This window comes from Pseudomonas frederiksbergensis (genome assembly GCF_000802155.2).
Classification (GTDB): domain Bacteria; phylum Pseudomonadota; class Gammaproteobacteria; order Pseudomonadales; family Pseudomonadaceae; genus Aquipseudomonas; species Aquipseudomonas frederiksbergensis_A.
Map to the genome: position 1 here is coordinate 197,288 of NZ_JQGJ02000003.1, position 13,426 is coordinate 210,713.

Annotated in this window: 13 protein-coding genes and 1 pseudogene; 5 read left to right on the top strand and 9 right to left on the bottom strand. The window is 60.5% G+C overall.

Annotated features, from left to right (window positions below; all coding sequences use genetic code 11):
- Positions 1 to 179 precede the first annotated feature (179 nt).
- Positions 180 to 2,363, top strand: coding sequence for a YccS family putative transporter (gene yccS, locus JZ00_RS06825; protein ID WP_039590585.1), 2,184 nt, complete (start codon positions 180 to 182; stop codon positions 2,361 to 2,363).
- Between the two features lie 68 nt (positions 2,364 to 2,431).
- On the opposite strand, the gene JZ00_RS06830 is transcribed toward yccS, so the two are convergent.
- Positions 2,432 to 3,169, bottom strand: coding sequence for a substrate-binding periplasmic protein (locus JZ00_RS06830; RefSeq protein WP_039590583.1), 738 nt, complete (start codon positions 3,167 to 3,169; stop codon positions 2,432 to 2,434).
- 260 nt (positions 3,170 to 3,429) lie between these two features.
- Here JZ00_RS06830 and JZ00_RS06835 point away from each other — a divergent pair, with 260 nt between their 5' ends.
- Positions 3,430 to 3,882 (top strand): GNAT family N-acetyltransferase, encoded by a 453-nt coding sequence (locus JZ00_RS06835; protein ID WP_039590581.1) that lies wholly within the window; start codon positions 3,430 to 3,432, stop codon positions 3,880 to 3,882.
- 108 nt (positions 3,883 to 3,990) lie between these two features.
- Here JZ00_RS06835 and JZ00_RS06840 read toward each other — a convergent pair whose 3' ends face one another.
- From JZ00_RS06840 to JZ00_RS06850, 3 genes are read right to left on the bottom strand one after another with little or no spacing between them, the layout of a single operon-like run.
- Positions 3,991 to 4,287 carry a winged helix-turn-helix domain-containing protein gene (locus tag JZ00_RS06840; protein ID WP_039590580.1) on the bottom strand — a complete coding sequence of 99 codons (297 nt, stop codon included), beginning with the start codon at positions 4,285 to 4,287 and terminating at the stop codon, positions 3,991 to 3,993.
- Between the two features lie 4 nt (positions 4,288 to 4,291).
- On the bottom strand, positions 4,292 to 4,795 hold the full coding sequence (locus JZ00_RS06845) for a YgjP-like metallopeptidase domain-containing protein (RefSeq protein ID WP_039590579.1): 504 nt from the start codon (positions 4,793 to 4,795) through the stop codon (positions 4,292 to 4,294).
- Between the two features lie 42 nt (positions 4,796 to 4,837).
- On the bottom strand, positions 4,838 to 6,961 hold the full coding sequence (locus JZ00_RS06850) for a putative bifunctional diguanylate cyclase/phosphodiesterase (protein WP_039590578.1): 2,124 nt from the start codon (positions 6,959 to 6,961) through the stop codon (positions 4,838 to 4,840).
- 323 nt (positions 6,962 to 7,284) lie between these two features.
- On the opposite strand from JZ00_RS06850, the gene JZ00_RS06855 reads away from it, so the two are divergent.
- From JZ00_RS06855 to JZ00_RS31390, 3 genes and pseudogenes are all read left to right on the top strand, one after another.
- Complete coding sequence (locus tag JZ00_RS06855) at positions 7,285 to 7,953, top strand: polysaccharide lyase family 7 protein (RefSeq protein WP_039590576.1); 669 nt, start codon at positions 7,285 to 7,287, stop codon at positions 7,951 to 7,953.
- Between the two features lie 308 nt (positions 7,954 to 8,261).
- On the top strand, positions 8,262 to 8,930 hold the full coding sequence (locus JZ00_RS06860; protein WP_039590574.1) for a polysaccharide lyase family 7 protein: 669 nt from the start codon (positions 8,262 to 8,264) through the stop codon (positions 8,928 to 8,930).
- A 69-nt stretch (positions 8,931 to 8,999) separates the two neighbouring features.
- Positions 9,000 to 9,101, top strand: a pseudogene (locus tag JZ00_RS31390) (fructose-bisphosphate aldolase); the annotation flags it as partial.
- A gap of 189 nt (positions 9,102 to 9,290) precedes the next feature.
- Here the strand turns inward: JZ00_RS31390 and fba are convergent.
- The 5 genes from fba to epd all read right to left on the bottom strand — a co-directional run bounded on the left by fba (position 9,291) and on the right by epd (position 13,415).
- Positions 9,291 to 10,355, bottom strand: a complete 1,065-nt coding sequence (fba, locus tag JZ00_RS06865) for a class II fructose-bisphosphate aldolase (RefSeq protein ID WP_003177554.1) — start codon at positions 10,353 to 10,355, stop codon at positions 9,291 to 9,293.
- Positions 10,356 to 10,522: 167 nt separating this feature from the next.
- Entirely contained in the window at positions 10,523 to 10,858 is a 336-nt protein-coding gene (locus JZ00_RS06870) for an MliC family protein (RefSeq protein ID WP_039590570.1), read from the bottom strand.
- 57 nt (positions 10,859 to 10,915) lie between these two features.
- Complete coding sequence (locus JZ00_RS06875) at positions 10,916 to 11,140, bottom strand: hypothetical protein (RefSeq protein WP_039590569.1); 225 nt, start codon at positions 11,138 to 11,140, stop codon at positions 10,916 to 10,918.
- A 31-nt stretch (positions 11,141 to 11,171) separates the two neighbouring features.
- Positions 11,172 to 12,335, bottom strand: a complete 1,164-nt coding sequence (locus JZ00_RS06880) for a phosphoglycerate kinase (protein WP_039590567.1) — start codon at positions 12,333 to 12,335, stop codon at positions 11,172 to 11,174.
- Between the two features lie 24 nt (positions 12,336 to 12,359).
- Complete coding sequence (gene epd / locus JZ00_RS06885; RefSeq protein WP_039590559.1) at positions 12,360 to 13,415, bottom strand: erythrose-4-phosphate dehydrogenase; 1,056 nt, start codon at positions 13,413 to 13,415, stop codon at positions 12,360 to 12,362.
- Positions 13,416 to 13,426: the final 11 nt, after the last annotated feature.

Consider the following 13,426-nt stretch of genomic DNA (forward strand, 5'->3'; position numbering starts at 1 on the left):
ACACAGCTCATAAGGAAGGGGCTGCTTCAGCCCAGCGGGAGCAGGCTCCCACGCCACAGGGTAGAGGTGTGTCCTTCGCATGCCGGAACACTTTTTGCTGCCAGATGTGATCGCCGCCATTGCATCGGCGTCCTTACTGCCTCAACTTAGCGTCATTGCCCGTCAGGCCCTTGCACTTCATGTCATCGACCTCGTTTAGCCAATCACTGCGTCGCCTTTGGGCGTTGGACAAGTTCAGTTATAGCGTGCGGGTGTTCATCGCCCTGACCGGCAGCATGGGCCTGTGCTGGTACCTGGATGAGATGGCGCTGCTGATTCCCCTGTTCCTGGGCATTATCGCCAGCGCCTTGGCCGAGACCGACGACAGTTGGCAGGGCCGTCTCAATGCGCTGGCGGTGACATTAGTGTGCTTCAGCGTTGCCGCGCTGTCGGTGGAATTACTGTTTCCGTACCCGATCCTGTTCATCGTCGCCCTGGCGTTGGCGGCATTCGGTCTGACCATGCTCGGCGCGCTGGGCGAGCGTTATGGGGCGATTGCCTCGGCGACCCTGATTCTCTCGGTCTACACCATGATCGGCGTGGACCAGCGCGGTGGCGCGGTCACCGATTTCTGGCATGAACCCTTGCTCCTGGTGGCGGGCGCCGCCTGGTACGGCCTCCTCTCGGTGCTGTGGCAAGCGCTGTTTTCCAACCAGCCCGTGCAGCAGAGCCTGGCGCGCCTTTTCCGTGAGCTGGGGCGCTACCTGAAGCTCAAGTCATTGCTGCTCGAACCGGTCCGCCAGCTGGACATCGAAGCGCGACGCCTGGAGCTGGCCCAGCAGAACGGCCGGGTGGTCGCCGCACTCAACAGTGCGAAGGAAATCATCCTGCACCGCGTTGGCAATGGCCGGCCGGGCTCGAAAGTCAGCCGCTACCTGAAACTCTATTTTCTCGCGCAAGACATCCATGAACGCGCGAGCTCTTCCCATTACCCCTATAACGCGCTGGCCGAAGCCTTCTTCCACAGCGATGTGCTGTTCCGCTGCCAGCGCCTGCTGCGCCAACAGGGCAAGGCCTGCCAGGCACTGGCCGAGTCGATCCAACTACGCCAACCGTTCGTGTACGACGACAGCTTCGCCGATGCCCTGAACGATCTGCATGCGTCCCTTGAATACCTGCGCATCCAGAGCAACCCGGCCTGGCGCGGGTTGCTGCGCTCGTTGCGGGCGCTGTCGGTGAACCTGGGCACGATGGACCGCCTGCTCAGCGACGCAAGCAACCCCGACGCCCTGGCCGATGCTACCGATAGCAGCCTGCTGGACCGTTCTCCGCGCAACCTCAAGGACGTCTGGCTACGCCTGCGCACACAACTCACCCCCACTTCGCTGTTGTTTCGCCATGCCCTGCGCCTGCCGCTGGCGCTGAGCGTCGGCTACGCCATGGTGCACTTGATCCACCCTTCCCAGGGCTACTGGATCATCCTCACCACATTGTTCGTCTGCCAACCCAACTACGGCGCCACCCGACGCAAGCTCGGCCAGCGGATCATCGGCACCGCCATCGGCCTGACGGTGGCCTGGGCACTGTTCGACCTGTTTCCCAACCCGCTGGTGCAATCGTGCTTCGCCATCGTCGCCGGCGTCATCTTCTTTACCAACCGCACCACCCGCTACACCCTCGCGACTGCCGCGATCACGATCATGGTGCTGTTCTGTTTCAACCAGGTGGGCGACGGCTACGGACTGCTGTTGCCACGGCTGTTCGATACCTTGCTGGGCAGCCTGATTGCCGGGCTGGCGGTGTTCCTGTTCCTGCCTGACTGGCAAGGTCGGCGGCTGAACAAAGTGCTGGCCAACACCCTGACCTGCAACAGCATCTATTTGCGGCAGATCATGCAGCAATACGCGGCAGGGAAAAGCGATGACCTGGCCTATCGCCTGGCCCGGCGCAACGCCCATAACGCCGACGCGGCGCTGTCCACCACGTTGGCGAACATGCTGATGGAGCCTGGCCATTTCCGTAAGGAAGCCGATGTCGGGTTCCGCTTCCTGGTGCTCTCCCATACCCTGCTCAGCTACCTGTCGGGCTTGGGCGCCCACCGGGGCACTGAGCTACCGACTGAGGTGCGCGAGTACCTGATCGACGGCGCGGGCGTAAAACTGGCGGCCAGCATCGATGAAATCGCCCAGGGGCTGGCGAGCAAACAGCCGATCGCCATCCAGAGTGACGAAGAAGAAGCCCTCGCCAGCAAGCTTGAGCAAATGCCCGATGAAATCGACGAAGGCCAGCGGCTGGTGCAGACGCAACTGGCATTGATCTGCCGCCAGTTGGGGCCGTTGCGCACCTTGGCGGCGCATCTGATTAAGGACACCAGTGGGGCTTGAGCGTTGCGACGGCCAAACCGGCCCCTTCGCCTGTAGGCTCGCGAAGGGCTATCAGCCACGCTGCGGTCTCACATCCCATGCGCCTTCAATAGCCGCTGATAACTCCCATCGGCCTTCATCGCCGCGATCTCGCGATCAAAGCCGGCCACGATCTGCTCATGCTCGGGGTTCTTCAGGCTGACCAGGATGTGCAGGCTGTTTTCGCTCAACGGCTTGGGCAGGAACTCCACGGCATTGCGCACCTTGGGGGACTCATGGGCCAGGTAGTAACGGGCGACGTACTCATCCTCCAGGGTCAGCTTCACCCGGTCGGCGGCCAGCATGCGCACGGCCATCGCGAAATTATGCACAGGGACCTTCTGCATCTGCGCATCCTCATCGAACGCCTTGGCGTAGGCGTAGCCGCGCACCACGGCGATGGGGTAGGCGTACAGCTGCTGGAGATTGTCGAACTCGATGGCCGCGTCCTTGCGCTTGATGAAGCGCACGCGATTGACGAGGTACTCTGCGGAAAACTGACCGATATGGGTGCGGTCTTCGGCGTACCAGGCATTGATCAGCACGTCATAGCGCCCTTCGCCGATGCCCAGCATCGCCCGGGCCCAGGGCACCTGCTCGAAGTCGCTGGCATAACCGGCCCGCGCCAGCGCAGTAGTGACGATGTCGGTGGCCAAGCCGCCATTGACCAGCGTCGAATCGGTGAAAGGTGGCCAGGCATCCGCGACCAGACGCAATTTCTGCGCGCAAGCGTGGTGGCTCAGCAACAGCAATCCGACCATAGCAAGAGCTCGATGCAATCGCGGCATGCCAAACATCCTTGACGGGTTCAAAGCCCGGTTTGTTTTTAGCCGAAACCCAAGGATGTCCTGGGACATCCGGTCCTAACGTTAGCTCATCGAAACCGTTGCGCAGTGCTGAAATCAAGATTACACAAAGAAGACAGGGCCGCGACACATCCATGATGGCATTTTGGCCTTTGTCGCAGATTTTTCGTCTCACCCCGCAAGAGACTTCCGACGCAAGGGCGCCTAATATCGGCATCAGGTTCTCAAGGAAATTCAAAAAAATGGACATCGACTGGGTTTGCAAACATCACAACGACCTGAACAAGGAACAGCTGTACGCCATCCTCAAGTTGCGCGCCGAGGTCTTCGTGGTGGAACAGAACTGCGCCTACCAGGATGTCGACGGGCTGGACCTGGAAGGCGACACCTGCCACCTGATGGCTTGGCGGGACAATCGCCTGATTGCCTACCTGCGCTTGCTCGATCCACATTCGCAAAACAGCGACGTCGTCATCGGCCGGGTGGTCATCGCGCCAGAAGCGCGCGGCCAGGGGCTGGGGCATATGCTGATGGAGCACGCCCTCCAGCAAGCGGAAAAGCACTGGCCGGGGACGTCGATTTCACTATCGGCCCAGGCGCATCTGCAGGGGTATTACGGGCGGTATGGGTTTGAGGTGGTGGGGGTGGAATATCTGGAGGATGGGATTCCACATATAGGCATGCATCGTCCCTGAGGTCCGCTTCGCGAGGGAGCCCGCTCCCACAGGAGTACGCATTTCAAATGTGGGGGCCTGCTCCGGGCGGCGATCTGACGAAGGCGCCAGGCGAGCCATTCTCAACATTCAGGGATAACCAAGCACCGTCTTGATCGGCTCCAGGTTCTGCTCGATCCATCCCCGATCGATCGCCCCCCAATCACGAATCCGATACTGCCCGGCATGGTTGCGCGCGCCTTTCTCTTGCTCGAATTCACAAATGATGTCCAGGTCCGCCAACGCCGCAACAGTGTCCTGGGCCGTACGCCGGGGCATGCCGGTGGCTTCGGTAAGGGCCGGGATGTTGCTGGCCAGACCGCTGTCGATCAGGTAAGCCACATACAGGCGGCGATAAAAGCTGCTCTTGGTCTTGCTGACGTCCATCCGCTCATTCCTTGTCTTGTTGCAGGTCTCGCCAGGTCAGGTACACCCGCAGGTCGAATTCCAACTGGTGATAGCCCGGCAGCATGTGTTCGCAGAGTTTATAAAACGCCTTGTTGTGGTCCGACTCCTTGAAGTGGACCAGTTCGTGCACCACGATCATCTTCAGGAACTCGGGCGCCGCGTCCTTGAACAACGAGGCAATGCGGATTTCCTTCTTGGCCTTGAGCTTGCCGCCCTGCACCCGCGACACCGCCGTGTGCAGGCCGAGTGCGCGGTGGGTCAGGTCGAGACGGTTGTCGAACAGCACCTTGTCGATCGCCGGTGCGTTTCGCAGGTATTGCTGCTTGAGATCCAGCGCATAACCGTACAATGCCTTGTCGCTCTGGATGGGGTGGCGACCGGGATAACGCTGGTGCAGGTAATCGCCCAGCCGATCCTGGGCAATCAATTGCTCCACCTGGGCTTGCAGCGCGGCGGGATAGGCCTGGAGGTACTTGAGCGGGGTCATCGGGCGCCAACACAATCACGAAAGGCCGCCAGTGTAGCGAATTCAGGCCTGTATCGCGCTCCAGTCGAATGGACGGGCAAACGCATCGGTATCTTCGGCCATCAAGGGCCTCGCCACTAAAAAGCCCTGAACATATTCACAACCGTGATTCTTGAGCCACTGGTATTGCGCCGCTGTTTCAACCCCCTCGGCGATGACTCTCAAGCCCAACTGCCCGCATAGATCGATGACCGAGGCGGCCAACGCGGCATCCCGTGGCGAGTCCGGCAAACGTGCGATCAAATGCCGGTCGAGCTTGAGCGTATCGAGCTCGAGGTCTCGCAGATGCGCCAGCGAGCAAGGGCCCGAGCCAAAATCGTCCAACGCCACCCGCACCCCGAGGTGACGCAGCAGCCGCAACTGTTTGTGCGTCTCGTCAGGGTTGCGCATCAGCGCATCTTCAGTCACCTCGACTTCCAGTTGCCGGGGCTTCAACGCATGGCGCTCCAGGACCTGGCGCAATTCGGTGACCAGGTTCGGCATGCCGAACTGGGTGCTGCTCAAGCTCACGCCCAAGACCAGATCATCCGCGAATACGCGTTCCCAGACTTTACGCTGGGCCGCGCTGCGATGATAAATCCAGCTACCCAGCCGGCTGATCAACCGCACCTCTTCCAGCAACGGCAGGAACAAGCCCGGCGGCACATCGCCGACGCTCGGATGCTGCCAGCGCAACAGCGCCTCGAAGCCGCGGGTGCGTCCATCGCGGATGCTCACCTGCGGCTGGTAGACCATATTGAAGTCGCGGTTCTCGATAGCCGAACGCACGCTCTCTTCCAGCATCAGGCGTGAACGGGCCCGACCGTTCATTTCGTGGTCGTAGAAACGATACTGCTGGCGACCGGCGCGCTTGGCTTCGTACATGGCAATGTCGGAGGCGCGCAGCAAACCGTCGAGGTTGGACCCGCAGTCCGGATAGGTCGCGATACCAATGCTGGCCCCCAGCGCCACGTCCATGCCGTCGATCTGCTGGCAGACCGAAACCCGCTCGATGAGCTTTTCGGCGATTTTCGCCGCCTGTTCGGGCAGTTCCAGATCCAACAGCGCCGTGAATTCATCACCGCCGAGCCGCGCCAGGATGTCGAACGGACGCAGGCACGCCTTCAGCTGTTCCGAGACCCAGCGCAGCACTCGATCACCGGCATCATGGCCCAAGGAATCATTGACCCGCTTGAAACCATCGAGGTCCAGGTACAACAACACCCAGTTGCTTTCCAGACGCTCGCTGCGCATCAGCAGGTTTTCGGCCGTCTGATAGAACCCGCGACGATTAAGCAGGCCGGTGAGGGGATCCGTGACGGCCTGGAACTCGAGCTGCTGGTGCAGGTGGCGTACCACAGACATGTCCTGGAGCGTGACAACCATGGCCTTCTGTTCCATCGGCAGCGGCGCGCAGGACAAGGCCACCGACACCTGCTGGCCAGGCGCGGTGCGCAAGACGGCATCGTGCAGCCGCCAGGTTTCGCCACGCCGATAGGCGGTATGGATCGCGGAATCAAGCCATTCCGGGATATGAGGCTTCTGCAGGAAATCGAGGAACGCCATGCCTTGCAATCGCTCGGCGGTGGCGTTGAGCAAGCGGCAGGTGGAAGGGTTGGCGAAACGGATACACCCGCTCTCGTCCACTACCAGGATTCCTTCGGCGGCGTTATCCAGCACCGAGGCGTTGAAGGCACGGGCGGCCTCCAAATCCTGACTCAGACGCTGCAAGGCCCGACGATTGCGCTGATGCTCCAGCAGGGCGTGCACCTTGGGCTTGAGGATCTGCGGGTCGAATGGCTTGAACAGGTAGTCCACCGCGCCACTGGCGTAGCCCTTGATCACCGCATCCTGGGATTGTTCATTGGCCGTCAGGAAGATGATCGGCGTGAGCCGCGTGCGCTGGCTGCCGCGCATCAGGCGCGCCACTTCGAAGCCGTCCATGTCCGGCATCTGCACATCCAGCAGCACCAGGTCGATATCGTGTTCGAGCAGCAGGTTAAGGGCCTCCACACCCGAGGACGCGGTCATCACCTGCCAATCCTGACGCTGCAATAACGCTCGCATGCTGAGCAGGTTTTCAGGGTAGTCATCGACAATCAAAAGGACAGAGCTGTCTTCGCCAAACGGGGGTTGCGCGCATTCCATGCTGCTTCTCTTATCGGGGCGCCATGTCCGTCTTGCTCGCAAGACGGACAACATACAGTGATCTCACTCTAGACCGGGATTTTGAAAAGCAGTAGGTGTCATCGCGCCATCATCCAGACAAAGCCCGAAATAGCCGACTAACGGTCACCCCTCTCAGGCACAAAAGCTGCAACGACAGCGCCGACAGTCAATTGACGTCAAACAATCGCCGAGCGGTCAACAAGAAAAGCCCCTATCCAGCGTTTCGACACGCTTCAAAAGGGCGGTTTAAAGCCTCCCGACGCGGCGTACACCTTTTACATCCGATACGTAGGAACCTGGACATGATCGATCTCGCAACCTGGAACTTGAGCATTCCTGAAGGCGCCCCACCGGCAACCATTCAAACCTCGCAACTGGTCCAAGGCTTCAAGAACCAGTACTTCAACTCTGAGACCGGCACCGTATTCTTTTGGGCTCCGGTGACAGGCGCCACCACGGCCAACGCCATTTACCCTCGCAGCGAACTGCGCGAAACCAACAGCGACGGCACGTTGCGCAACTGGCTTTACCCAGCGGCGGATAACAAGCTGGCCGCCACCTTGACCGTCGGCCAAGTGCCCAGCACCGGCAAGCTGGTGATTGGCCAGATCCACGCCAAGGACAGCACCAGCCCCATGGTGAAACTGGAATACCAGTACAAAACCTACAGCTCGACCGGCAACATCGTCGCCAAAGTGCGCATGCGCCCCGACGACGCAACGGGCCAAGTGATTACCATTGCCACGGGCATCAAGCTCAACCAGCCATTTTCGTACCTGATCCATCTCAACCGCGCAGGTCTCTTGACCATCAATGGCGCTGGATATCAGTGGAGCAGCACCGTCAGCAGCACCTGGAGCACCAAGCCGCTGTATTTCAAGGCAGGTGTCTATGTGCAAGACAACACCGGCTACGCCACCGAAGGCGGCAAAGTGACGTTCAGCTTGCTGGATATCGATCACAACCTCTAAGCCCTTCCCTACCGAGCAGCAGCATGGATCGCTGCCTGCCCGCGACCGACTCGCCTCCCTCCGTTCAATGTCGCAATGGCATCGCCAAAAAGCCATCGTTCAATAAAATTTTGACGCTCCCGACTAACGGTCGATTATCTGCGGCACAAAACCGCTAATTCCTACTCTGACGGTCTGCTGGCGCCAACGCTCCGCCGTACGATCGTGCCAATTTCTCGTCTGCGACCGCCTTGAGCCTCAGCAAACGCGCGTCTTAAAGCCTCCGGCTGTGGCGTAAATCATTTCTTCTTCTCAGAAAGGATCCGAACATGGTCGATATGGCAACCTGGAACCTGAGCATTCCCGAAGGCAGTCCGCCGAAAACCATCGAAACCCCTCGCCTGGTCGACGGGTTCAGGGATAAATATTTCAACTCCGAAGGCAGCACGGTGTACTTCTGGTCTCCCGTCACCGGCACCAAGACTGAAAATGCGATCTACCCCCGCAGCGAATTGCGTGAAACCTACAAGGACGGAAGGTTGCGTAACTGGGTTTATCCAGACGCCGACAATTTCTTGCGGGCAACGCTCGCCGTCAATCAAGTGCCCAGCAGCGGCAAGATCGTGATTGGCCAGATCCATGCGAAGGACAGCAGCAAGCCCATGGTCAAGCTGGAATACCAATACAAGGACGACAGCGCCACCGGCAACATCGTGGCCAAGGTCCGCATGCGTCCCGATGACAGCGAAGGCAGGGTTATCACCGTCGCCACGGGGGTGAAGCTCAACCGGTCGTTCTCCTACCGGATCCACCTGGATCGGACCGGCGACCTGGGCATTACCGCCGCTGGCAATAGTTGGTACACCACGGTCGGCGCCGCCTGGCGCGACAAGCCGTTGTACTTCAAGGCCGGGGTGTATGTGCAAGACAACACGGGCTATACCAGCGAAGGCGGGAAAGTGACGTTCAGCGCGTTGGATATCGATCACAACACCTGAGATTTCACTTCCGATAATCTCGTAGGAAACCCCCTCTTGTGGCGAGGGGATTTATCCCCGTTGGGCTGTGAAGCAGACCTCAACACCCTCACCAACGTCGCCCGGATTCTGGTCCAGGATGTCACTGACGTGTTCGGCGTCATCGAACAACGCGGCCTCCAAGACCAATAAAGCCCTCCCGACGGGAGATGTTCACCCTGTGGGAGATGCCCCCCCTGTGGGCGAGCTTGCTCGCGATAGCGCTGGGTCAGCAGCAGGGATGTCGACTGACACAGTGCTATCAGAATCTGTGTGTATACACCCAAATCCCAAACATAAAAAAACCCGCATCACTGCGGGTTTTCTCACAACGCTAAAACATCAATTAACCTTAGCGTTCAACTCACCTTTCAAATACCGCTGATACATCGCTTCCAAAGAAATCGGCTTGATCTTGGAAGCATTACCCGCCGTACCAAACGCCTCATAACGCGCAATACACACATCCCGCATCGCCGTTACAGTCGCGCCAAAGAACTTGCGCGGGTCGAACTCGCTCGGGTTGGTCGCCATCAGGCGACGCATCGCACCGGTAGAAGCCAGACGCAGGTCGGTGTCGATGTTGACCTTGCGCACGCCATACTTGATGCCTTCGACGATTTCCTCAACCGGCACGCCGTAGGTTTCCTTGATGTCGCCGCCGTACTGGTTGATGATCGCCAGCCACTCCTGCGGCACCGACGAAGAACCGTGCATCACCAGGTGGGTGTTGGGAATGCGCTTGTGGATTTCCTTGATGCGATCGATCGCCAGCACGTCGCCGGTAGGCGGCTTGGTGAACTTGTAGGCGCCGTGGCTGGTGCCGATGGCGATGGCCAGGGCGTCGACCTGGGTTTTCTTGACGAAGTCCGCGGCTTCTTCCGGGTCGGTCAGCATCTGGCTGTGATCCAGCACGCCTTCGGCGCCGATGCCGTCTTCTTCGCCGGCCATGCCGGTTTCCAGCGAGCCCAGGCAACCCAGTTCACCTTCCACCGAGACGCCGCAGGCGTGGGCCATGGCGACGGTCTGCTGGGTCACGCGCACGTTGTATTCGTAGTCGGTCGGGGTCTTGCCGTCTTCGCCCAGGGAACCGTCCATCATCACCGAGCTGAAGCCCAATTGGATGGAGCGCTGGCAGACGTCAGGGCTGGTGCCGTGATCCTGGTGCATGCACACCGGGATGTGCGGGAACTCTTCGATCGCCGCCAGGATCAGGTGACGCAGGAATGGCGCGCCGGCGTATTTGCGGGCACCGGCCGAAGCCTGGACGATCACCGGGGAGTCAGTCTTGTCAGCGGCTTCCATGATGGCGCGCATCTGCTCAAGGTTGTTGACGTTAAAGGCTGGGACGCCGTAGCCGAACTCGGCTGCGTGGTCCAGCATCTGACGCATGCTGATAAGTGCCATTGTGTGTATCTCTCCCGGTCGAGGGTCGTTAATCGTGCCAGCCTGCCGGAGCGGCGGCGGCTATTCAAGTCATTGCGGATCGGGGGTTGGCCCCGGCCCGCGTGTTCGGTGTCGCAAATCCAACGTCTTGCACAGATCCCCGTGGGAGCGGGCCTGCGATGTGTCTGTTACTGCGCCCTGCAACCACGCCCAATCAGGTCATTGGTGGCGACCCAGTACACCAGGCCTTCCTCGCCCTTGACGTGCAGCGCCAGCATGTCATCGCTGTACAGCGAGCCTTCAGCGCCCGGCTCCAGCTTGAGCCGATAAACCTTCTCGGCGCCGCCCAAGCGTACATCGACTTCCTTGCGCGCAGCGTCGGTATAACGCCAGAGCACCTTGGCTTCGCTGTCACATGTCCAACTCGTCCAGCCCTCTGCAACGGGTTCGGACGACTGCAAAAACCCCAGTTGCGAGCAACCGGCCAACAATGCCAACGCCATGACGGCGACAAAGCCTTTCATCCGTGTTCCCCAACCGACGGCGCAGGCCGCCGGCCTTGAGTTAATGAGTCTGACCCGTCAAGGGCAACCATGTTCCTTGACCGGCGCTTGCGTCTCGTATTTATCCAGGCCATCCGGCCCGGAGCGCTTGTTCAGCACCGGATTGGTCTCGGCCTGCCAGTCAGCCTGGTAGCAACCTTCCTCGGGCGCGGGCGCCGTATCATCCGGCGCCGTGCCTTTCGGGCTGCTGGAACAGGCGACCAGCAACGTCGCGGCCATCAGCGCCATGAACGTCTTGACCATCGGAACACTCCTTTGCCTGGTCAACGTCGCCTCAGGCCTTGGCCCGGCTTTCCAGGACTTCCACGGCTGGCAGCACTTTGCCCTCGACGAATTCGAGGAACGCGCCACCGCCGGTAGAAATGTAGGAGATCTGCTCGGCTACGCCATATTTATCGATGGCCGCCAGGGTGTCGCCGCCGCCTGCGATGGAAAATGCTGCGCTTTCTGCAATGGCCTGCGCCAGTACCTTGGTGCCGTTGCCGAACTGGTCGAACTCGAACACGCCGACCGGACCGTTCCACAGGATGGTCTTGGAGGATTTCAGCAGTTCGGCGAAGTTGGCTGCGGTTTGCGGACCGATGTCGAGGATCATATCGTCCTCGGCCACATCGGCAATCAGCTTGACGGTGGCGGTGGCGCTTTCGGCGAATTCCTTGGCGACGACCACGTCCACCGGCAACGGTACGCTGACCTTGGCGGCGATTTCACGGGCGGTGTCCAGCAGGTCCGGCTCGTACAGCGATTTGCCGACCGGGTGACCAGCGGCTGCGAGGAAAGTGTTGGCGATGCCGCCACCGACGATCAACTGGTTGCAGACCTGGCTCAGGCTGTTGAGCACGTCCAGCTTGGTGGAAACCTTGGAGCCGGCGACGATGGCCGCCATCGGTTGGGCGGGAGAACCCAGGGCCTTGCCCAGCGCTTCCAACTCAGCCGCAAGCAGCGGGCCGGCGGCGGCGACTTTGGCGAATTTCGCCACACCGTGGGTCGAGCCCTCGGCGCGGTGCGCGGTGCCGAAGGCGTCCATCACGAACACGTCGCACAGGGCAGCGTATTGCTGGGCCAGTTCATCGGCGTTCTTTTTCTCGCCCTTGTTGAAGCGCACGTTTTCGAACAGCACGACATCACCGGCCTTGACGTCGACACCGCCCAGGTAATCGGCCACCAGTGGCACGTCACGGCCCAAGGCCTTGCTCAGGTAATCGGCGACAGGCTTTAGGCTGTTCTCGGCGGAGAACTCGCCCTCGGTCGGACGGCCCAGGTGCGAGCAGACCATCACCGCCGCGCCTTTTTCCAGGGCCAGCTTGATGGTCGGCAGCGAGGCCAGGATGCGCGCGTCGCTGGTGACGACACCGTCCTTGACGGGGACGTTGAGGTCTTCGCGGATCAGTACGCGCTTACCTTGCAGATCGAGGTCGGACATCTTCAACACGGTCATGGGTCGCAATTCCTGGGTAACTGTTTAGAGAGCAGGTTTATTGGAAGCTGTTTGCAGGTAGTGCTCGGCAACGTCCAGCATTCGATTGGCAAAACCCCATTCGTTGTCGAACCAGGCCAGGATATTCACAAGCCTCGGCCCGGAAACGCGGGTCTGGCTGGCATCGACGATGGCCGAATGTGGGTCGTGGTTAAAATCACAGCTGGCATGAGGCAACTCGGTATAGGCCAATAAGCCTTTTAGCGGGCCGCGGGAGGCGGCTTCGCGCAGGATCCGGTTGACCTCGGTGGCGTCGGTATCGCTCACGGTCTGCATCGTGATGTCGAGGCAGGACACGTTGACCGTCGGCACCCGCACGGCTTTGGCCTGAATTCGCCCGGCAAGTTCCGGCAGCAGCCTTTCTATGCCACGCGCCAGACCAGTGGACACCGGAATCACCGACTGGAAGGCCGAGCGGGTACGCCGCAGGTCCTCATGGTGATAGGCGTCGATCACCGGTTGGTCGTTCATTGCCGAGTGGATCGTGGTAATGGACACGTATTCCAGGCCGATGGCCTGGTCCAGCAGTCGCAACAGCGGCACGCCGCAGTTGGTGGTGCAGGACGCGTTGGAGACCAGCAACTCTTCGCCGGTCAGGCAATCCTGGTTCACGCCATAGACAATGGTGGCATCCACGTCCGCTTCACTGGCCATCGGCTGGGAAAACAGCACCCGTGGCGCGCCCGCCGCAATGAAGCGTTGGCCATCGTCGCGAGTGTTATAGGCGCCGGAGCACTCAAGCACCAGATCGACGCCCAGCGACGCCCAATCGATGCCTTCGGGGGTGGCACTGCGCAGGACCTTCACGCAGTCGCCATTGATATGCAGACAATCGCCCTCGACCCGCACTTCGCCCGGGAACCGGCCGTGGGTGGAGTCAAAGCGTGTCAGGTATTCGATGCTGGCCATGTCAGCCAGATCGTTGATGGCCACGATCTCGAACCCAGCCTTCGCCCCTCGCTCGAACAACGCACGCAAGACGCAACGACCAATGCGGCCGTAGCCGTTGAGTGCAACTTTGTAGCGACGCGGTTGGGGCATGGGGGTTCTCT